20 protein-coding genes are annotated in these 20533 nt (G+C 69.9%); 9 read left to right on the forward strand and 11 right to left on the reverse strand.

Translation table 11 applies throughout. From position 1 onward, the window contains the following. Window positions 1-72: 72 nt before the first annotated feature. Entirely contained in the window at window positions 73-2130 is a 2058-nt protein-coding gene (gene gyrB / locus G531_RS0103025) for a DNA topoisomerase (ATP-hydrolyzing) subunit B (protein WP_026926116.1), read from the reverse strand. Between the two features lie 251 nt (window positions 2131-2381). On the opposite strand from gyrB, the gene G531_RS0103030 reads away from it, so the two are divergent. After that, window positions 2382-3077 (forward strand): hypothetical protein, encoded by a 696-nt coding sequence (locus G531_RS0103030; protein ID WP_145978738.1) that lies wholly within the window; start codon window positions 2382-2384, stop codon window positions 3075-3077. Between the two features lie 15 nt (window positions 3078-3092). On the opposite strand, the gene G531_RS0103035 is transcribed toward G531_RS0103030, so the two are convergent. Genes G531_RS0103035 through G531_RS0103045 form a run of 3 tightly spaced genes read right to left on the reverse strand, consistent with a single transcriptional unit; the run spans window position 3093 to window position 5706 of the window. Then, a complete protein-coding gene (locus G531_RS0103035) occupies window positions 3093-3761 on the reverse strand; it encodes a hypothetical protein (RefSeq protein ID WP_026926118.1) in 669 nt (222 codons plus the stop codon). Then, window positions 3758-4393: a hypothetical protein gene (locus tag G531_RS0103040; RefSeq protein WP_026926119.1), complete on the reverse strand. Its 636-nt coding sequence runs from the start codon at window positions 4391-4393 to the stop codon at window positions 3758-3760. Before G531_RS0103040 ends, G531_RS0103035 begins: the two co-directional genes overlap by 4 nt. Beyond that, window positions 4390-5706 (reverse strand): hypothetical protein, encoded by a 1317-nt coding sequence (locus G531_RS0103045; RefSeq protein WP_026926120.1) that lies wholly within the window; start codon window positions 5704-5706, stop codon window positions 4390-4392. The genes G531_RS0103040 and G531_RS0103045 overlap by 4 nt, the downstream gene beginning before the upstream one ends. 101 nt (window positions 5707-5807) lie before the next feature. Here G531_RS0103045 and hemG point away from each other — a divergent pair, with 101 nt between their 5' ends. Next, window positions 5808-7187, forward strand: coding sequence for a protoporphyrinogen oxidase (gene hemG, locus G531_RS20075; protein WP_035757074.1), 1380 nt, complete (start codon window positions 5808-5810; stop codon window positions 7185-7187). After that, a complete protein-coding gene (locus G531_RS0103055) occupies window positions 7187-8704 on the forward strand; it encodes a cobyric acid synthase (protein ID WP_026926121.1) in 1518 nt (505 codons plus the stop codon). The genes hemG and G531_RS0103055 overlap by 1 nt, the downstream gene beginning before the upstream one ends. A 164-nt stretch (window positions 8705-8868) precedes the next feature. Here G531_RS0103055 and G531_RS0103060 read toward each other — a convergent pair whose 3' ends face one another. The 4 genes from G531_RS0103060 to G531_RS0103075 all read right to left on the reverse strand — a co-directional run bounded on the left by G531_RS0103060 (window position 8869) and on the right by G531_RS0103075 (window position 11537). Further along, complete coding sequence (locus G531_RS0103060; RefSeq protein WP_026926122.1) at window positions 8869-9471, reverse strand: hypothetical protein; 603 nt, start codon at window positions 9469-9471, stop codon at window positions 8869-8871. Window positions 9472-9542: 71 nt separating this feature from the next. After that, window positions 9543-9788 carry a hypothetical protein gene (locus G531_RS0103065; protein ID WP_026926123.1) on the reverse strand — a complete coding sequence of 82 codons (246 nt, stop codon included), beginning with the start codon at window positions 9786-9788 and terminating at the stop codon, window positions 9543-9545. Then, window positions 9785-10045, reverse strand: coding sequence for a hypothetical protein (locus G531_RS0103070; RefSeq protein WP_145978739.1), 261 nt, complete (start codon window positions 10043-10045; stop codon window positions 9785-9787). The genes G531_RS0103065 and G531_RS0103070 overlap by 4 nt, the downstream gene beginning before the upstream one ends. 91 nt (window positions 10046-10136) lie before the next feature. Then, complete coding sequence (locus G531_RS0103075) at window positions 10137-11537, reverse strand: FAD-binding oxidoreductase (RefSeq protein ID WP_145978740.1); 1401 nt, start codon at window positions 11535-11537, stop codon at window positions 10137-10139. Between the two features lie 144 nt (window positions 11538-11681). Between G531_RS0103075 and G531_RS0103080 the strand changes: the two genes are divergently transcribed. The 4 genes from G531_RS0103080 (at window position 11682) to G531_RS20085 (ending at window position 16086) form a co-directional block, all read left to right on the forward strand. Beyond that, a complete protein-coding gene (locus G531_RS0103080) occupies window positions 11682-12479 on the forward strand; it encodes a deoxyribonuclease IV (protein ID WP_026926126.1) in 798 nt (265 codons plus the stop codon). Window positions 12480-12510: 31 nt separating this feature from the next. Further along, entirely contained in the window at window positions 12511-13281 is a 771-nt protein-coding gene (locus G531_RS0103085) for an SDR family NAD(P)-dependent oxidoreductase (protein WP_026926127.1), read from the forward strand. A 109-nt stretch (window positions 13282-13390) separates the two neighbouring features. Continuing rightward, complete coding sequence (locus tag G531_RS20080) at window positions 13391-14218, forward strand: lysophospholipid acyltransferase family protein (protein ID WP_035757079.1); 828 nt, start codon at window positions 13391-13393, stop codon at window positions 14216-14218. An 11-nt stretch (window positions 14219-14229) separates the two neighbouring features. Continuing rightward, a complete protein-coding gene (locus tag G531_RS20085; RefSeq protein WP_245630508.1) occupies window positions 14230-16086 on the forward strand; it encodes an FAD-binding oxidoreductase in 1857 nt (618 codons plus the stop codon). Between the two features lie 35 nt (window positions 16087-16121). Here G531_RS20085 and G531_RS0103100 read toward each other — a convergent pair whose 3' ends face one another. Genes G531_RS0103100 through G531_RS0103110 form a run of 3 tightly spaced genes read right to left on the reverse strand, consistent with a single transcriptional unit; the run spans window position 16122 to window position 18079 of the window. Beyond that, the gene (locus G531_RS0103100) at window positions 16122-16973 is read right to left on the reverse strand and encodes a hypothetical protein (protein WP_026926128.1); all 852 of its coding nucleotides are present in this window, start codon (window positions 16971-16973) and stop codon (window positions 16122-16124) included. Between the two features lie 9 nt (window positions 16974-16982). Next, on the reverse strand, window positions 16983-17546 hold the full coding sequence (locus G531_RS24315; protein WP_051214976.1) for a MaoC/PaaZ C-terminal domain-containing protein: 564 nt from the start codon (window positions 17544-17546) through the stop codon (window positions 16983-16985). Window positions 17547-17566: 20 nt separating this feature from the next. Then, window positions 17567-18079, reverse strand: coding sequence for an FAS1-like dehydratase domain-containing protein (locus G531_RS0103110; RefSeq protein ID WP_211221755.1), 513 nt, complete (start codon window positions 18077-18079; stop codon window positions 17567-17569). Window positions 18080-18515: 436 nt separating this feature from the next. Between G531_RS0103110 and G531_RS20095 the strand changes: the two genes are divergently transcribed. After that, the gene (locus tag G531_RS20095; RefSeq protein ID WP_162143134.1) at window positions 18516-19877 is read left to right on the forward strand and encodes a sensor histidine kinase; all 1362 of its coding nucleotides are present in this window, start codon (window positions 18516-18518) and stop codon (window positions 19875-19877) included. Next, a complete protein-coding gene (locus G531_RS0103120) occupies window positions 19852-20511 on the forward strand; it encodes a response regulator (RefSeq protein WP_026926130.1) in 660 nt (219 codons plus the stop codon). The genes G531_RS20095 and G531_RS0103120 overlap by 26 nt, the downstream gene beginning before the upstream one ends. The last annotated feature ends 22 nt before the right edge of the window (window positions 20512-20533 follow it).

Raw genomic sequence — 20533 nt, forward strand, 5'->3', positions numbered from 1 at the left:
CGCGGCGGGTTCGAACTTCTGGTGCCCGGGGTACGCCGGTGGCGCCGCATGCCCGGACGGGGGTCGGTGGGATCAGATGTCCAGGAACCGGACATCCTTGGCGTTGCGCTGGATGAAGGTGCGCCGCATCTCGACGTCCTCCCCCATCAGGATCGAGAACAGCTCGTCGGCCCGGGCCGCGTCGTCCAGCCCGACCTGCAGCAGCAGCCGGTTCTCCGGGTCCATCGTGGTCTTCCACAGGTCGTCGGCGTTCATCTCACCCAGACCCTTGTACCGCTGGATCGGATTGACCTGCGGCAGCTTCTTGCCCGCCTCCTTGCCGGCGGCGTACAGGGCGTCGCGCTCGGCATCGCTGTAGGCCAGCTCGTCCTCGGCGTTGGTCCAGCGCAACCGGTACAGCGGCGGCTGGGCCAGGTAGACGTGCCCGGCATCGATCAGCGGCTTCATGAACCGGAACAGCAGGGTCAGCAGCAGCGTCCGGATGTGGGCGCCGTCCACGTCGGCGTCGGCCATCAGGATGATCTTGCCGTAGCGCAGCTTGGCAATGTCGAACTCCTCGTGCACCCCGGTGCCGAGGGCGTTGATGATGGCTTCGACCTCCTTGTTCTGCAGGATCCGGTCCAGCCGGGCCTTCTCCACGTTCAGGATCTTGCCGCGCAGCGGGAGAATCGCCTGGATCCGGGGATCCCGGCCGCCCTTGGCCGAGCCGCCGGCGGAGTCGCCCTCGACGATGAACACCTCGCACTCGTCGGGGTTGGTGGACTGGCAGTCCGACAACTTGCCCGGCAGCGACCCGCCACCCAGCAGGCCCTTGCGGTTGCGCGCCAGGTCACGCGCCTTGCGCGCGGCCACCCGAGCCTGGGCCGCCGACTGCGCCTTGCGGACGATGTCCTTGCCCTCGCCGGGGTTGGATTCGAACCAGTGGCCGAGCTTGTCGTTGACGACCTTCTGGACGTAGCCCTTGGCCTCGGTGTTGCCGAGCTTGGTCTTGGTCTGTCCCTCGAACTGCGGCTCGGACAGCTTGACCGAGACGATGGCGGTGAGTCCCTCGCGGATGTCGTCGCCGGTGGCCCGATCCTCCTTCTTCTTGATCATCCCCCAGGTCTCCCCCCACCGGTTGACCGTGTTGGTCAGGGCGGTGCGGAAGCCCTCCTCGTGGGTGCCGCCCTCATGGGTGTTGATCGTGTTGGCGAAGGTGTGCACCGACTCGTTGTAGGAGGTGGTCCACTGCATCGCCAGCTCGACCGACATCTTCTCCTCCGAGGACTCGGTCTCCACCGAGATGATCGGGGAGATCGGCTCCTTGGTCTTGTTCAGGTACGCCACGTAGTCGCGCAGGCCCTCGGTGTAGAGGAAGGTCTCCGAGTGCTGGTTGCCGGCGTCGTCGACGCGATCGGGCCGCTCGTCGGTGATCTTGATGGTCAGGCCCTTGTTCAGGAAGGCCATTTCGCGGAACCGCGCCGACAGCGTCTCGTAGGAGAACTCGGTGGTCTCGAAGATCTCCGCCGACGGCCAGAAGCTGACCCGGGTGCCGGTCTGCTCCCGGGACTCGCCTCGGACCAGTTCGGTGACCGGTTCGCCGAGGTGGAATTCCTGGGTCCACAGGTAGCCGTCGCGGCGTACCTCCACCTTGAGGCGGGTGGACAGCGCGTTCACCACCGAGGCGCCCACCCCGTGCAGACCACCGGAGACCTTGTACCCGCCGTCGCCGAACTTGCCACCGGCGTGCAACTCGGTGAGCACCAGGGTGACCGTCGGGATCAGCTTGGTCGGATGCTCCTCCACCGGGATGCCGCGGCCGTTGTCGGACACCGCCACGCCGCCGTCGGCGAGCAGGGTGACCTCGATGGTGTCGCAGTAGCCGGCCAGCGCCTCGTCCACGGAGTTGTCGACGATCTCGTACACCAGGTGGTGCAGGCCGCGCTCACCGGTGGAGCCGATGTACATCCCCGGACGCTTGCGGACTGCTTCCAGACCCTCGAGTACGGTGATCTTCGACGCGTCGTAGACGCCTTCGGCAACCCGGTGTCCCTGCGGGCTGTGATCGTCGACCCGAATGGTGGCGGCGGCCTCCCCACCCGGGTCGACCGGCTGGGACAGCAACTGCTCGGAGGTCTCCACGTCGGTCATCTGACTCCTTCTGATGCACTAGCGGGGCAAGTCTAGTCGCCTGAATCCAATTCCCGCACTATTTGACGCCGAGACGTCGGCACAAATGGCGTTCACTGGCTTGGATTGGGCCTCCTGAGCGATTAGCGGGGTAGTAGTGAGGGGGCCGTATGTCCTACGGGCCCCCAGCGGCCGTGAGGCACATTCTGGGACCGGCACTCTCCGTTCGCCGGTCCCCGGCGGCCGACCCCGGGCTCGGTAGACTGCGGCGGGTGAGTTCTCCGCCCGCCGGCAGTGCCCCGCCGCCCCCGGCGCCACCCGGTCCGCGGCCGTATCTGGATCCCACCCCGCTGGATCCGCGCTGGCCGGCGCCGCGGCCCCGCAGGACCCAGTCCCGCCTCGGCACCGCCGTACTGACCGTGCTCGCCGCGCTGCTGCTGGTCGGCGGGACGGTGTGGGCGGCCGGCGGCCTTGAGGAGCGGGCCGACCAGTACACCTCGATCGCTCCGGGGCTGCCGGTGGAACTGGGCGCGATCCGGGTCGTCCTCACCCATGCCGAAATTGTGTCGCCGAGCAACCGGAGCCGGTTCTCCGCCGACAAGGGCTGGGCGGTCACCGCGTACGGGAGCGTGGAGAACCTGACCGACCGCCCGACGATCCTGCCGACCACCGACGGGGTGAGCTTCGCCCGGACCTCGGCCGGTCCCGGGGCGGTCACCGTGACCGGGGCGGTCGACCGCGTGGCGATCCAGACCGATGCGGAACTGCTCGCCGGCAACGCCGTCCCGCCCGCGCTCGGCCCGGTCACCCTGACGGTGACGGTGAACTATCCGGCCGACTGGGAACCCACCGATCAGCTCTATGTCGCGTTCCCGACCTATCGGCTCGTCGGGGACAGTCTGCGCCCCAGCGACCATGCGTACGCCGGGTCGTGGCTGCCGGCGCGGGTCGTGGTTCCGGACAACTGAGCCCGACGCGCGGACCTATCCGGGCGGGCGCAGCAGCGGACTGCGGCGCCAGTTGTAGTCCTCCACCGCGATCCCGTAGATCCGGCCGATCTCGCTGGTGGGTACCTCGATCACGCGGCGGGCGGCGAACACCTGGTTCAGTGGGGCATCGCTGCCGCAGTCGAGGTCGTCGCGGGTGAGGTCCCCCGGCGATTCCTTCCACTGCCGCCCGCCCCGGCCGACCACGTGCATCACGCAGTAGTCGTCGGCCCGGTGCACCTCGGCGTCGAACTCCAGCACCAGATAGGTGCTCCCCGGCGGGGCGGTCTCGTTGCTGTAGGACGCGATCCGGTCGGTGGTGCTGAGCCCGGTCAGTCGGACCCGACCGCCGCCGGAGGTGGGCGCCCAGGCACCGGCCGCCAGTTCCTGGTACCGATCGTGGTAGTGCGTATCGGACCAGGTGAACCAGCCCAGACAGAAGCTGCCGACCAGCATCAGCGCCGACCACAGCACCAGCCAGGAGCGGATCCGGGCGGCCCGGCGATGGGCCCGGCCCTGCCCGGCCGCGGGGGTGTGCGGGGCGGGCCGGGTGGGTGTGCCCTGTTCCTGGAGGATCTCCTCGGCGGTGCCGCGGACCCAGGGCGTGCCGGGGTGCCCGGCCAGCACCCGGGGCGCGTCGCGGGGATCGAAGCCGGGGCCGGTCACAGTCCGCTCACCTCCTCCCGGGACACACTCAGCGGTTCCCGGGCGGCCCGGAGCCGATCGGCGGTGGCCGGATCGAGGCCGAGGTCGACCACGACCCGCTTGCGATACGTGGTCAGGATCTCCCCCTCCACGAAGGTGACCCGGGCTCCGGCGAGGTCGGTCTCGGGGATCTCGAACCACAGGTAGCCCGTGGTCCGGTAGCCGAGTTCGGTGCCCACGCGCATCGATTCCCGCGCCGGCGCGAACCGGATTCCCCGGGCGGTCATCAGGCGCACGTTGTCCAGGTTCCGGGTCTCGCTGGGGCCGGGCAGTTCGGCCCGGACGTCGAGGACCAGGATCAGGTTCGCCGAGGTGGCGGATTTCTTGCGGCCCGGACCGTCGTAGTCGAGCGTACGCGTGGCCCGGACGCGGTCGACGCTGACCACGAAGCCGTTCACCGAGGCCGCCTGGCCGACCCGCACCGAAACGTCCTCGAACTCGACCTCGGCCCGGTCCAGGGCGGTGGTCGCGGCCCCGACCAGCAGCAGGATGGCCAGCGTCAGGACCAGCGGGGCCCAGTGCCGACGCACCTGCTGCAGCCGGCCGGGTCGGGTCGGGCTGTCGCTGCCGGGAACCCCCGTCGAGGTGCTCATCCGACCACCGCCATCCGGCGGGCCTGCGTCCGCGCCCGCAACAGCAGCAGGCAGCGATGGAACGTCACCGCGAGCAGGGCCAGCCGCAGGGGTTCCAGCAGGGTGCCGATCAGATCCAGCAGCGGCCGGAAGGTGCTCCAGAAGGAGTAGCTGTGCCCGCCCATGGCGACCATCACCCCGCGGTTCAACAGGATCTGGCCGGAGGTGATCACCGCATGCAGGACGATGAAGGCGGCCAGGAACAGCAGCCCCACGTGCAGCACCAGCCGCAGCGCCTGGAAGGTGGGCACGTATTTGTCGTCGACGTCGCCGAGGAAAGCCTCCTGGAACTCCAGCCAGGCGCGGCGGCCGTGTACCGAGCGGCCGCCGGCCCGCCGCAGCCGGCGCGCGGTGAGCTGGGACAGGGCGTCGGAGGGTCGCTCCCCGCGCCGCCACAGGTCGGCCACCGACAGCACATGGGTCCCGAAGACCAGGGCCGCGACCGCCAACCAGACCACCGGTTCGACGACCGCCTTGGCCAGCAGCGGCAGGATCTGGCTCCAGATGAAGTCCCACCCGCGCAGCAGCCAGCCGAGGTCGATGTGCAGGTGGGCGAGGGTGACCCCGATGCCGTCGACGAAGGAGTCGATCCATTCGCTGAACCGCCGGGTGGCCCACCACTGTTGGATCCGGCCGATCGTGCGGGACCCGGTGAGCACCACCGTCAGCAGGAAGAAGCATTCGACCAGCGCGGCCAGGATGCCGAGGAAGCGTCGCTCGAACTTCTCGTGCAGCAGATCCAGGCCCCGGCGTACGCAATAGGTGACCACGATGATGCCGAAGACCAGTAGCGACCCCGCCCAGCCGGCCGGGACCAGACCGACGAAGATGTTGCCCTCGAACAGCACTCCGGTCTGGCCGATGGAGGTCACCGAGAACGTGTTGACCGCCTTGTCGACGTATCCGAAGGCGGCGTAGATGCCCAGGAAGGGCAGCAGGGTCACCGCGAGCAGGCGGCCGAGGTCGTTGGGCTCGTCGCTGGGGTCGGCGCCGGCGGACTGCACCAGGCCGGGTACGCCCAGGGCGTCCCCGAGCAGGCGCAATTGCAGCAGGATCGAGGCGAGGATCCAGACGAAGGCGGTGGAGAACAGGGCCACCGCCGGCCACAGCTGGGTGTCGGCGACGGTGACCGCCACGGCGAAGGTCAGGTGATAGCCCAGCCAGCCCACCAGGTGCAGCGTCATCAACTGGGGGAACAGCGCCCACCAGATCTGCACGGTGTCCCGGGCCAACTCCCCCAGGTAGCCCGCGAAATCACGCAGCGCGGCAAGCATGCTGTGGGTTCATTCTCGGTTCCTCACCGTGGGTGCACCGGGCAGGTCCCGACGTAGGTTACCGGTCACCGGGCCCAGCTGCCGCGAGTAGAGTCCCCCCGGTGAGCAAGCAGATCGTTGTCGTGGGCGGCGGCCTCGCCGGCCTCACCAGTGCCTATCGACTGACCGCGGCCGGGCATCGGGTGAGCGTGTTGGAGGCCACCGACCGGGTCGGCGGCCAGATCCGGACCGTGGACTTTGCCGGTCTGCCGGTGGACGTGGGGGCCGAGGCCATGCATCTGGCCGCGCCGGCCCTGCGCGCCCTGGTACAGGATGTCGGCCGGCTGGACAGTGTGGTCGGGGCCCGGCCGGGATCGTCCTATCTGGTCGGCCCGCACGGGCTGCGGCCGCTGCCGGCCGGGGTGGGGCCGACGGGGCCGACGCGGCTGCGGCCGGTCCTGGTCTCCGGTCTGCTCGGTCCGCGCGCCCTGGCCCGGGCCGGGCTGGAACCGGTGCTCGCCCGCCGTCGGCTCGGGGCCGGCGACGTCTCGGTCGGCAGTTTCATCCGGGGTCGCTTCGGTGATGCGGTGGCCGACACCTTCGTCGATCCGCTGTTGGGCAATCTCCACTCCGGGGACATCGACCGGCTCAGCCTGCGGGCGACCGCACCCCAGTTGGTCGCCAAGGCGCAGGCCGGTCAGTCCCTGATCGGTGGGGCCCGGGCCGCGGGCGCGGCCGGTGGGGCGGGCTCGAGTGGGCCGGCGGTGCCGGCGTTCGCCAGTTGGCCGGCGGGCCTGCGTACCCTCCCCGATGCGTTGGCCGGCTCCCTGGACATCAGCCTGAACCAGCCGGTGCTGGAGCTGCGGCGCGCGGGATCGGGGTGGGCGGTGCGTACCGCCACCGGGACCCGGTCCGCCGATGAGGTCGTGCTCGCGGTTCCCGCCGCGGTGGCCGCGGACCTGCTGGCGCCGCTGTGGCCGGAGGTGGCCACCGACCTGCGGGTCGGCCGGACCGCGAGTGTGGCGACCGTGGTGCTCGGTTATGCACCCGCGGCGGCGCGGTCCCGGGTCTTCGCCGGCGGCAACGGCGTCCTGCTCAACTCCGGCCGGGCCGGGCTGATGAAGGCGGCGACCTTCCTGAGCACCAAGTGGGCCCACCTGGCTGACGCCTCCTGCTACGTGGTCCGGGCGTCGGTGGGGCGGGTCGGTCAGGATCGGTTCTCCGGGCTGTCCGACGCCGAACTGACTGCCGCGGTGCACACCGAACTGGCCGCCCTGACCGGGTGGGCCGAGCCCCCGGTGCAGACGCTGGTCCAACGCTGGCCGAGCACGGTGCCGCAGTTGGAGGTCGGCCACCTGGACCGGATCGGCCGGGTCCGGGTGGCCCTGGCCGGGTCGGGCCTGCACCTGGCCGGGGCGGCGTACGACGGGTTGGGGCTGGCCTCGGTGGTGAAGTCGGCCGAACAGGCTGCCACCGACGCCGCCGACCGGCGGACCCCCTGATGGTCGGGCTGCTGCTGGCCGGTACCTCCTCCGACGCCGGGAAGTCGCTGATCACCGCCGGGCTGTGTCGGCTGGCCCGGGACCGGGGACTGTCGGTCGCACCGTTCAAGGCGCAGAACATGTCGAACAACTCGATGGTGTGCGCCGACGGCTCCGAGATCGGCCGCGCGCAGTACCTGCAGGCGATCGCGGCGGGGGTGGAACCGTCCTCGGCGATGAACCCGGTCCTGCTCAAGCCGGGCTCGGATCGGCGCTCCTTCATCGTGGTCCGCGGCCGGCCGGCCGGGACCCTGGAGTCCGGCGAGTACGCCCACGGCCGGGCCGCGCTGGCTGCCGCCGCGTTCGAGGCGTACGCCGAACTCGCCGCCGCGCACGATCTGGTGCTGTGCGAGGGGGCCGGCTCCCCGGCCGAGATCAACCTGCGCGCCGGGGACTATGTGAACTTCGGCCTGGCCCGCCGCTTCGACCTGCCGGTCGTGCTGCTCGGCGACATCGACCGCGGCGGGGTACTGGCCGCGCTGTACGGCACCTGGGCGCTGGTCGAGCCGGCCGACCGGAACCTCCTGGCGGCCTTCCTGATCAACAAGTTCCGCGGCGATGAGGCGGTGCTCACCCCCGGCCTGACCGAACTCACCCGCCGCACCGGGGTCCCCGTCCGGGGGGTGATCCCCTGGTTGGCGGACGTCTGGCTGGATGGGGAGGACACCCTCGAGGTCGGCCGCTGGGGGCGGGACGCCGCTGGGGCCGTCGGGGTCGACGGCGCGGCCGGGGCGGGCGGGGTCGATGGGGCCGATGGGGCGGACGTGCTCCGGGTGGCGGTGGTGCGCTTTCCCCGGCTGTCCAATGCCACCGACGTCGACGCGCTGGCTGCCGAACCCGGCGTACGGGTGGAGGTGACGACCGATCCGGCGGTGTGTGCGGCCGCCGATCTGGTGGTGCTGCCCGGCTCCCGGTCCACGCTGACCGATCTGGCCTGGCTGCGCGGGCGCGGGCTGGCGGAGGTGTTGACCCAGCGGCATCGGCTGGGTCGGCCGGTGCTGGGGATCTGTGGCGGCTATCAGATGCTGGGCGCGACGATCAGCGACGAGATCGAGGCTCCCGGCGCGGTTCCGGGGGCGGCGCCGGTTCCGGGGCTCGGCCTGCTGCCGGTGACCACCCGGTTCGCGGCGGAAAAGGTGCTGGGCCGTCCGCTCGGTTCCTGGGCCGGGCAGCCGGTACGCGGCTACGAGATCCATCACGGGCGGGTGACGCCCGCCCCGGGCGCCGGCACCCCGGACCCCTTCCTGGACGGCGTGGTCCACGGGCAGACCTGGGGCACCCTGTGGCACGGGATCATGGAGAACGACGGCTTCCGGCGGGCGTGGCTGACCCGGGTGGCCGAGGCGGCCGGCTCGCCGTGGCGACCGCGGCCGGGCGCCCCGGCGTACGGGGAACGCCGGGAGGCGATGCTGGATCGGGTCGCCGCGGCCCTGGCCGAGCATGTGGCCGTGGACGAGTTGTTCGCCCTGGCCCGCTGAGCCGGGAGAAGTGAGAGCGCCGGGCCGGGAGCGCCTCTCGGCGCGTGGCCGCTCGTAGCGGCTATAGGTGGAGCCCGGGGCTACCGCAGCCCGGCGCGGCCTCGATCATAGTTGCTCCGCGCGCCCGGACCAATCGCGGCGAGCGAAAATCTCACCGGCCGCGGTCAGGCGAGTTGGTTGAGCCGCCACAGGTGGGCGCAGGCGGTCAGGTCCGCGGCCATCCCGGTGAGTCGGCCCGCGCGTTCGAACTCGTCGGTGTCGCGGGCCAGATCGGCCCGACCGGCGCTGACCACATGGCAGAAGGCCGCGGCCCGCTCCAGGGCGACCGCGAAGTCGCCGTCGAAGACGCCGCGCAGAATCTCGTCGGCGGCGCGCTGGACCTCGTCGGGACCGGGATAGCCGACCCCGGCGACGACATTGTGCGGTTCGGTGAAGCGGATCCCGGCGGCGTAGTCGCGGGCGACCCGGGCCGGGTCGTGCGAGATCCATTCCCGCAGCAGGTACAGCCGCCACAGCGCCCCCGGGAGGGAGCGGGCCGGGCGGTCGGCCCACAGGTCGGCCAGGGTGGAGATCCCGATGTCATCGACCAGCGCGATCAGCCGCTCGGTCACCGCCGGGTCGTCGGCTGCCCGGCCGGCATGCAGCAGTGCCGCGGCCGATTCGTGGGCGGCGTGGATCTCGGCGATCGGGTCGGAGCCGGCCCCCATCGCCTCCAGTACGCCGGGGTCGCGGACGACGGGGCGGTGGGGTCGGGGTGTTGGATTCACCCGGCGAGCGTACGCCGCCCGGGCAAGGCCCGGTAGCCCCGAAGCTGCCGCCCCCGCACCCGGGCCGGGCCTCAGTCGGCGGAGCGTCCGGGTTCGACCAGCTCCGAGCCCCCGGAGGCGGTGTCGACGCGCAACTGCCGGCACACCTGCTCCAGGGTCAGCTCGGCGTCCGCCTCCTGCGTACCAATCGGCACGTCGAAGGTCCCCATGCCATGCCCCGGCTCGGTGGCCACCGGCACCGGTCCGGCGTGCCCGTTCTCGAGTTCCACCGCCGCCACGATCACGCCCTCGGCGTCGTACACGGCCCGGATCCTCATGATCCGACCACCTTGATCGCGCTGAATCGCATCAGCCCGCCTCTGGTGGTCCGCACCACGAAATGCTCGGTCCAGGCTCTCCCGTTGTCGGTCGTGGTGAACTGACGCACGATTTCGGTGTCGCTGTTGAACTGCCAGGGCCGAACGGAAAAGCCCCAGTAATGCTCATTCTCACCCTTGACCCAGTCCCATTGGAGGGTTGTTCCCGCCTGCTGGTACACCGAATTATCGGTCCAGTAATGTTTCAATTCCGGCATGGTTCAACGCTACGGCGACGCGGGCGGGACGGGGAGTCGCGCATCCGGGGGACCCGGATCGAGGGCTTTCCAGCGTACCGAAAGCGACCCTTCAGGCCCGGAATACCTTTCCGGGATTCAGAATTCCGAACGGGTCGAAAGCCTGTTTGATTCGCCGGTGCAGGTCGAGGGCGACATCGCCGATCTCGCGCTCCAACAGGTCGATCTTCATCGTGCCGACCCCGTGTTCCCCGGTGATCGTGCCGCCCAGGTCGAGGCTGAGCTCCATGATCGCGTCGAACAGTTCCTTGGCCCGCAGCGCCTCTTCGGCGTCGGTGGGATCGAAGCAGACCGTCGGGTGGAAGTTCCCGTCCCCGGCATGTCCGACGACACCGACCTTGAGGGAGTACTTCGCGGCCAGCGCCTGGGTGCCCCGGACCAGGTCGACCAGGCGGTCGCGGGGGACGCACACGTCGTCGATCATCGTGGTGCCGAACTGCTCGAAGGCGGTCAGCACCTGCCGACGCGCCACCAGCAGCGCCTCTCCCTCGGCCGGGTCCTCGGCGAGCACCACCTCACCCCCGGCGGCCTCGAAGATCTGTGCCAGTTGGGCGATATCGTTGCGGGTACGCTCCCCTCCGGCATCGGACTGGGCGAGCAGCACGGCCTGGACGTGATCCTCGAAACCCATCTTGAACGTCTGGTTGACCGCGTCGATGCTGGCCCGGTCCATGAACTCCAGCAGCGAGGGCACCATCCCCGCCGCCACGACGGCCGACACCGCGGCGGCGGCCGCCTCGGTGGAGGGGTACAGGCCGGCCAGGGTCAGCGGCTGCTCGGCCCGGGGGCGCAGCATCAAGGTGGCCTCGGTGATCACGCCCAGGGTGCCTTCGGACCCGACGATCAGTTTGGTCAGGTCGTAGCCGGCCACCCCCTTGACCGTGCGTCGGCCGGTCCGCAGCAGGCGCCCATCGGCCAGCACCAGTTCCAGGCCGAGCACGTAGTCGGTGGTGACCCCGTACTTCACGCAGCACAGCCCACCGGAGTTGGTGGACAGGTTGCCGCCGATCGAGCAGAACTCCCAGGAGGCCGGGTCGGGTGGGTAGTAGAGGCCGAACTCGGCGACGGCCCGGGACAGGTCGGCGTTGAAGATGCCGGGTTGGGTGACCACCAGCCGGTTGGCCGGATCGATCTCCAGGATCCGGTTCATCCGTTCCACGTTGAGCAGGATGCAGCCGTCGATCGCGATCGCGGCCCCGGAGAGTCCACTGCGGGCCCCCTGGGGGACGACCGGGACCCGGTGCCGAGTGGCGATGCGCATCACCTGCTGGACCTGTGCGGTGTTGCGGGCCCGGACCAGAGCGGCGGCCCGGCCCGGCTCGACGAACATGGCCCGGTCCACCGCATAGGACGCGAGGATGTCCGGATCACTGGTGAGCACGTCGGCGGGCAGCACCTCGGCCAGGTCCGCCAGCAGGGCCGCGGCACCCGGGGGGTCGGTCGGTTCTGACATGCCGTCCAGCCTACGGGTCGCCCCGGGGCCCACCTGCGGATATTGACAGGGAGCCGACATCGGTTGGGCCCAGACCCCTTCCAGGGTGGTCCGCGGCGCACCGATGTCGCCTCCTTGTCACTACGGCTCGGTAAGCTCGCCGCCATGCGTATCGGTGCTCACCTGGATCCCGACAATTTGATCCCCGTCGCGGCCGAGCTGGGGGTGAGCGCCGCCCAGTTGTTCATCGGCCACCCGCAGAAGTGGGACAAGAACCCGCAGGTGGCCTATCCCGGGGGTGCCGAGGCGCTGCGCAATGACGCCGGCGAGGCGGGCCTGACCCTTTACGTACATGCGCCGTACCGGATCAACGTGGCCTCCACCGACAACAAGATCCGCGTCCCGAGCCGCGACCTGTTTCAGCGCCAGGTCAATGCCGCCGCCGAGATCGGCGCCGCCGGGCTGGTCGTCCACGGGGGCCATGTCGGTTCCGGTGCCGACCCCCGATCCGGGTTCGAGAACTGGTACAAGGCCGTGGACCGGCTGGAGATGCCGATTCCGGTTCTGATCGAGAACACCGCCGGCGGGGAGAACGCGATGGCCCGGACGCTGGATCGGCTCGAGCAGTTGTGGGCCGCCATCGCCGCGGCGAACGGGTCGGAGAACGTCGGCTTCTGTCTGGACACCTGTCACGCCCACGCCGGCGGCAACGAGATGGCCGGCCTGGTCGAGCGGGTGCGCGCGATCACCGGGCGGATCGACCTGGTGCACTTCAATGATTCCCGGGACGCCTTCGACTCCGGCGCCGACCGGCACGCGAACCTGGGCACCGGCCACATCGCGGTCGAGGATCTGGTCGCGGTCGCCACCGCGGCGGACGCCCCGTTGCTGCTGGAGACCCCCGGGACCGGCCTTGACTACGCCCGCGATGTGCAGTGGCTCAAGGAGCATGTGGCCCACTGAAGATGCCGAGGTGCCCGCTACGCTGACCCTCATGGCGACAGCATTGGTCACCGGCGGAACCGCCGGCATCGGGGCGACCTTCGCGCGGCACCTGGCCGCCCGCGGCGACGATCTGGTCCTGGTGGCGCGCGACACCGAGCGGCTGAACCGGTCCGCAGCCGAGTTGAGTGCGGCCTACGGGGTCACCGTCGAGGTACTCACCGCCGATCTGAACAATCGGGAGCAGACCGAACGGGTGGTCCAACGGGTGCTCGACGCCGAGCACCCGATCGATCTGGTGGTCAACAACGCCGGCTTCGGACTGCATTCCTCCATGGTGGAGGACTCGACCGCGCCCGATGAGCAGGCGCTGAACGTGATGTGTCGGGCGGTGCTGCTGCTGTCGAATGCGGCCGCCCGCGCGATGAAGTCCCGCGGGAACGGCCGGATCATCAACATTGCCTCCACCGCGGCCTTCATCACCCAGGGCCACTACTCGGCACTGAAATCGTGGGTGCTGGTGTACACCGAGTCGCTGGCGCTGCAGTTGCGGGGCACCGGAGTCACCGCGACCGCGCTGTGCCCGGGCTGGGTGCGTACCGAATTCCACGACCGAGCGGGGATCAACGCGTCCTCGATTCCCGATATCGCCTGGATCGACGCCGACCGCCTGGTCCGCGAATGTCTGGTGGATGCCGATCGCGGACGGATCATCTCGATCCCGACCCGGCTGTGGCGTACCGCCATCATCGCGGCCCGGCACGCCCCACGCTCGACGATCTACTGGTTCTCCCGCAAACTCACCTCCAGCCGGAAGAAGTGACACGAGATTTGTGCATTCTCCACAAGATCGTCCGGGTTCGGTTGGCCGTGCCGCACAGTCGGTTTCGGTCCGATGCGACTTCGCTCGACCGCGCGCTTAGGCTGGGTCGGTGACAGGTCGAGAGCGGTACACGGCCCGCGGCGCAGCCCGCGGGCGCTTTGTGGCGCAGAACGTGTTGCTCAAATCGCTGTTGCACTCGCTGGTGCGGATCTCGGTGCACGGGACCGAGCGGCTGAAGGACGTGGAGGCCCCGTTCATCGTGCTGGGTAACCATTCCAGCCACCTGGACACACCGCTGATCTTCGACGCCCTGCCCAACCGGCTGTCGAAGAACCTGGCTACCGGCGCGGCCGCCGATTACTGGTTCGACCGCAAGTGGAAGTCGCCCCCGATGACCCTGTTCTTCAATGCGTTCCCCGTGGAACGCGGCCGGGGCACCAAGTACCGCGGGATGGCCGGACACCTGCTCAGCGACGGCGTACCGCTGCTCATCTTCCCCGAGGGAACCCGCTCGCGGACCAAGGCCATGGGCTCGTTCAAGCCGGGCGTGGCCTCGCTGTGCATTTCCCGGGACTGCCCCGCGATCCCCACCGGGATCGTCGGCGCCTCGCTGGCCATGCCGCGCGGGGCGAACTGGCCCAAGCCCGGCCGGCCGCCGGTGCATGTGACCTTCGGTGACCCGATGCGGGCCGAGCCCGGGGAGAACGCCCACGAGTTCTCCGACCGGCTGGCCGCCGCGGTCCGCGAACTGCACGACAGTACGGCGCTGGAGTACGGCTTCCCGACCATGAAGGACTTCGAGCAGGCGGCGATCGAGCCAGGTCCGCCGCCCAGTACCAGCGAGCCCAGCGATGCCGCCGACAATGGTCCCGCCGCCGGCGCGGACTCCGACGACAACGACCAGGAATTCGACGGCTTCGACGAGCCAAGGAAGTGAAGGGACACAACGTGAACGGCGTCAAGCACATGAAGTGGTGGGGTTGGGGAGTCGAGGGGATCGCTTTCAACCACGAGAACAAGCCGGCTTTTGCTCCCTTTGTACAGAAGGTGGTCGGGATTGATCTGCACGAGACCCCGCAGATGAAGCCGCCGGCCTTCGAGGAGATCGAGGTTCCGGCGTCGCTGCTCAGCGAGGAGTCGGTCACCAAGCTGCGTCGGCTGGTCGGTGATTCGTACGTGGTGCTCGACGACCAGGATCGGGTGGTGCATGCGTACGGGAAGTCGGTGCGCGACCTGATCCGGTTGCGTCGCGGGGACCTGCCCCGGGTGCCGGACGCGGTCTTGTACCCCGCCGATGAGAGTCAGGTCATCGCCATCATGAACTTCGCGCTGAGCGAGGACGCGGTGCTGATCCCGTTCGGCGGCGGCTCCAATATCGTCGGATCGCTCACCCCGGAGAAGGGCGAGACCCGACCGATCCTGTCGATCGACATGGGCCGGATGAACAAGGTGCTCGACCTCGACGCCGAATCCGGGCTGGCCCGGATCCAGGCCGGCGTGCTCGGCCCACACCTGGAGGAACAGCTGAACCGGCGCGGCTGGACGATGGGGCACTTCCCCGACTCCTTCACCCACTCCACCCTCGGCGGCTGGGTCGCGACCCGCTCCTCGGGGATGCAGTCGGACAAGTACGGCGACATCGGCGAGATCACCCGCGGGCTGCGAATGGTCACCCCGAGCCGGGCCGGGGACAGCGCCGAGGTGCTCGCACTGCGTCCGCTGCCGGCCACCTCGACCGGGCCGAGCGTCCGGGAGATGGTGCTGGGCTCCGAGGGCCGACTGGGGATCATCACCGAGGTCACGGTGAACGTACGCCAGCAGGCCGAGGAACGCACCGTCATCGCGTACTTCTTCCCGACCTGGTCGGCGGGATTGAAGTGCATGCACGACATCGCCAAGAGCGAGGCCGAGGTGCTGGTCGCCCGCGTCTCCGATGCCCGCGAGACCGCGTTCTCCCTGGCCACGCAGAAGAAGAAGTCCCGGGCCTCGAAGTTCGTCAACGACGCCTTCTTCAAGGTCCTCCAGCGCAAGGGCTGGAACCTCGACGACCTGTGCATCAGCTACATCGGCTACGAGGGATCCAAGAAGCACGTCGCGCTGCAGAAGGACCTGGTCAAGGACATCGTCACCAGGCACGGCGGTGTCGTGGTCGGCACCGGTCCGGGCGCGATGTATGACCAGAAGAAGTTCGACACCCCCTACATCCGGGACTTTCTGCTGGACCGCGGTGCCGCCGCCGACGTGTCCGAGACCGCGGCGCCGTACTCCCGGCTGCAGGCGCTGTACGACAACACCGTGGAGGCGGCGGAGCAGGCGATGGAGCGCCTGGGTGTGCAGGGCTACATCATGTGTCACCTGTCGCACAACTATCACTCCGGTGCCTGCCTGTACTTCACCTTCGCGATCCGCGACATGTCCGAGGATGTGCTGGACAAGTACGACGAGGTCAAGCGTGCGATTCAGCAGGCATTCATCGACAGCCATGGCACGTTGTCCCATCACCACGGCGTGGGGGTGGAGCACAGCCCGTGGCTGGTGGAGGACATCTCCCAGGCCGGTGCCGACATGATCCGGACCCTGTTCGAGGGCGTCGATCCGGGCAACAACCTGAACCCCGGGAAGGTCGTTCACGACGGCCTGCCCGGCGTCTCGGTGGTGTCCAGCGACCATGTGGCGCAGCCGATCACCCATCGCCGGGTCGTCGAGGGCCGGTCGGCCCAGACCCCGAAGCCGGCCGAGAAGGCTGCCGGCAACGGGTCGGCGCCGGTGGCTCAGGACGCCGAGGCTCCCGCTCCCCAGGCCTGATCGGAGCGCGGGCCGGATCGGCGGCGGGGCCGGGCTCAGGCCTTTTCCAGGCGCCACTCCCCGTAGCCGCGCAGCAGAATCACTGCCGGGTAGACCAGCCCACTGATTTCCAGGGGGGTCTGCCCGGTGGTGCAGTATTCGGCGCGGTAGCGCCGAGTGGCCCGGTCATAGACGTAGACGTGCAGCGCGTCGCTCGTCCCGGTGGGCCGGTAGCCGATGCGCAGGGCGTCGGTCGGGGTGCCGGCGAAGGTGAGCACCGCCGGGCCGCTCCCGGTGACCGGGCTGGGCGCGTCGGGCAGGTCGTTCCAACTGGTCAGGGTGATCTGCCAGTCCCCCTCGGCGTGCACCAGGATGCGGTTGCGCTGCGGGACCGGCCGGCCGTGATCCTGGTCGATCAGCCACCGGCGATCCAGCACCTCACCGCCGGTGCGCCCGGACAGGATTGCGGTGGCGGTGTTCGTGTTCCACACCGTCAACGGTCCGGTGCAGTTCGCGCAGTGGAAGTCGACGACGGTGGCGAAGTCCCCCGCGCGGGTGTATTCGAGGACCGCGTTCCCGTGACCGGTGAACACCGCAGGCGCCCCGTCCCGGACGGTCCCGGTCTGTACCGGGTCGTCCGCCGCCGGGGTCGGGTCGGGTTCGGCCGGCGCGCTCGAGCCCTGCGCCGGTGGGTGGCAGGCATCGTAGGCCGGCGGCGCCGCTGACCCGACGGGAGTCGGACTCGGTGTGGGCGCGGGGGCCAGGATCGGTCGGATCACGATCGTGCCCCCGACCACCAGCGCACCCAGCAGCACCCCGATCAGCACCAGGACGCCGACGGGCAGCGCACGGCCGGCCGGGGTCGGTGCGGGCGGCATGTTGCCGGGCGACGGGGCGTTCCAGGTCACGAACCGATCCTAGGCGGCGGTGGCGTCCCGATCCTGCCACCAGTCGCCCCGAAACCGGCTCCGCGGCCCGATTCCGGCCCGATGGTGGCAGGATCGGACCATCGGCCCCGGGTCTCGGCGATCACTCAACCGGGGACCGCAGGGACAGCACGGCAGTGCCGGGCGCCAGCACCGCCCCGGCGGCGTCCACCACGCGCAGGTCGAGCGCGAGTTGGCGCTCAGGCCCTCGCCGGAAGTAGCCCGGGTAACCGTCGCCACGACTTCGAATTCGGCATCCTTGAGGGCGGGCCTGCGGTACTGCAGCGACAACTCGCGGATCCGGCCGGCGCCCGCGAGCCACTCGCGTAGGAACACGTGCACGTATGACCACTGCAGCCGCCCCATACCGATGGCGCCCGGGTACCCGGCGGCGCGTCCGGCGGCGTCGTCCATGTGGATCGGAACGAACTCATCGTTCACCGCCGCGTAGCGGTTCCATTCGGCCGGGCCCGAGGCGCGTCGCCCCGAGGAAATGGTGTCGCCCACCTGCGCGGCGCCGGGCCGCACCTGGGCACCGAGCACCGGCCATTGCATTCTCGTCGTCATTGGTTCGGTCAGTACCGAATCGATGTGTTGATTTCGCTGCGCACGTGGTCGCCACGCTGGTTCGTCCACACCTGCTCACTCAGGGTGAACAGCATCAGGCCGTGGCGTCCCGCGCGCTCCCGGTACCCGATGACGCGCAGTTCCGAACGAATCACGTCACCCACCCGCATCGGTACCCCATAGGTGGCCGCCGTGCCGCCATTCAGCTGCACCGACAGGCCCGGCCCCCGGATGCCGAGCGCCTTCTCGACCCGGTCGGGGTCGCGGTGCTTCGGTGTGATGAGCGGCACCGAATGATCGGCCAGCAGCCACGCGAAGGGGTTGAACTCATCCGGCGCGACGTAACCACCACGTTCGGCTTCGGCAAACTCCGCGTCGAGGTACTCCCGCGGCGGCGGGCTCGGATAGTAAGTCGCGATCGCCCAGCGTCGGATGTCGGACTCATTCACGGGGAAGGAAACCCGCCATTCGGCCAGTCTGCCCACCACGGCGCGCATGGCCTCAGAGATGTGGCTGCGCATCGTGCTCGGTGATCGGTGCGTCATTGCCTGCCTCGGGGTCGGTGACGTGTTCCGGTGCGGGAATCGACCCCGCACAGCTATCACCACAGTAACATAAGTGTAACATCACTGATAAGTGCCGGCCTGTGGCACCGACTGCGCATGACGAGGTACTGGCCCGCACGCAATCATGCTGAACCACCATTGTCGGGAACGTGGCGCCCTGGGTGCCGCCCGCCTGGGTCCGGCGCCGGCGCAGCGGCCCGGTGCGGCGGCCGCGGTGTCCCGATCCTGCCACCAGTGGCCCCGAAACCGGCTCCGGAGCCCGATTCCGGCCCGACAGTGGCAGGATCGGACCATCGGCCCGGGGTCACCCACCCCGGGGCACAGCGCGCCAGGACAGGTTTCGGTCCCGGGTCGGATGTGTGGACGCCGGGCGCTGATTAGGCTGGTGGGGATGAACGATTCAGCCGCCTCTCGGTCCGGCGCCAGGTCCACCGGCACGTCCGGGCATCCCCGGCTGGATGCCCTCGGTGCTTGGTCCTCGGCCAGCACCATCGAGCCACCCCGGAGTTGGGTGGCCGATGTCGGCATGGCCGGATTTTTCCTGGTCGCCACGGTCATCCCCTACTTCTTCCTCAGTTCCCTGGGCTTCTTCGGGTGGCAGGAGCACTGGTCCCAGTTGCTGGTCGGACTCCTGCTGGTGCTGCCGCTGGCGTTGCGCACGCACTATCCGATGGTGATGCTCGCGCTCAGCACCATCGGCGGGATCGCCCACATAATCTTCCTGGACCAGCCGCTGCCGGCGCTGGTCGTGGTGCCGATCCAGGTCTATTCGGTGGCGCGCTGGGTCGAGGACTCCCGCAAGTCCCGCCTGGCAGTGATCGTGGGGGCAGCCGGCTCGATCGCCGGGCCGCTGAGTTGGGCGCTGGGCGAGGAGCCCGGCTGGACGGTGAACGTGTTCGTGCTGGCCGTGCTGGTCTGCGCCGGCTCGGTGTTCACCCCCTACCTGGTGGGACGCCGGGTCCGCGAAGCCACTCGGGCCCGGTTGGACGCCGAGCAGGCCGCCGAGGATCAACTTGCCCGGGCCATGGCCGAGCGGGAGCAGGCGGCCCGGCTCAGCGAGGTCCGGGCCCGGCAGCAGATCGCCCGCGAACTGCACGATGTGGTCGCCCACTCGGTCTCGGTGATGGTGGTCCAGGCCGAGGGCGGCCGCGCCCTGGCAGCCAAGAAGCCCGAGCGGGCCGCCGAGGTCCTGGAAACGATCGCCAGTACCGGGCGCGAGGCGCTGACCGAGATGCGCCGGATCGTCGGGGTGCTGCGCTCGGATCCCAACGAAGAGCCCGAGTACGTGCCCGCGCCACGCCTGGCCGATATCCCGGGCATGGTAGAGCGCACCGGGAGCCGGGTCAGCCTCGATGTCCGCGGCACCCCGCCGGAAGTGGGCAGCTCGCTGGCGCTGACCACCTATCGCGTGGTTCAGGAGGCGCTGACCAACTTTCTCAAGCACGCCGGTCCCGCCGCGCACGCCACGGTGCACCTGCACTATCTGCCGCACCGGATCCACCTCGAGGTCCGCGACAACGGCGCCGGCGCCACGGCCACCGACGACGGCCACGGCAACGGCCTGCGCGGGATGCGCGAACGCGTCCACGCAATGGGCGGCACCCTGGTCACCGGTCCGCACCCCGACGGGGGTTTCTGCGTCCGGGCCGACCTGCCGATCGATGCCGACCGGGTAAAGTCGCGCACACCCCATTCGGGGCCGTCCGATTCCGCTCGAAGGGAACTCCATGATCCGGGTCTTCCTGGTCGATGACCAGTCTTTGGTACGCAGCGGCTTTCGGATGCTGATCGAGGCCGAGGACGACCTGGAGATCATCGGGGAAGCCTCCGACGGGGCCGAGGCGGTGGAACAACTGCTGAAGGATCCGGCCGACGTCGTGCTGATGGACATCCGGATGCCCAACATGGACGGGGTCGAGGCCACCCGGCGACTGATTGCGGCGGATCTGGGCATCCGGGTGCTGGTGCTGACCACCTTCGATCTGGATGAGTACGTCTTCTCCGCGCTGAAAGCCGGGGCGTCGGGGTTCCTGCTCAAGGACGCCCGCCCCGAGGAACTGCTGTCGGCGATCCGCAACGTCGCTGCCGGCGATGCCGTGGTGGCCCCCAGCGCGACCCGACGGCTGCTGGACCACGTGGTCTCCTCGCTGCCCAGCCAACCGGGCCAGTCCGGGCCGGACCCGCGCCTGGAGGTGTTGACCGAACGCGAGCTGGAAGTGCTCACCGAAATCGCGCACGGGGCCACCAACGCCGAGATCGGTGCCCGGCTGTACATGGCCGAGGGCACCGTGAAGACCCATATCGGCCGCCTGCTGTCGAAGCTGCGCTGCCGGGACCGGGTGTCGCTGGTGCTGTTCGCGTACGAAACCGGCGTGGTCGGCCGCTGAGCCCACCGGCAACAACGGCAAC

Origin of the sequence: Granulicoccus phenolivorans DSM 17626 = NBRC 107789 = JCM 15570 (assembly GCF_000423085.1) — a bacterium.
GTDB lineage: Bacteria > Actinomycetota > Actinomycetes > Propionibacteriales > Propionibacteriaceae > Granulicoccus > Granulicoccus phenolivorans.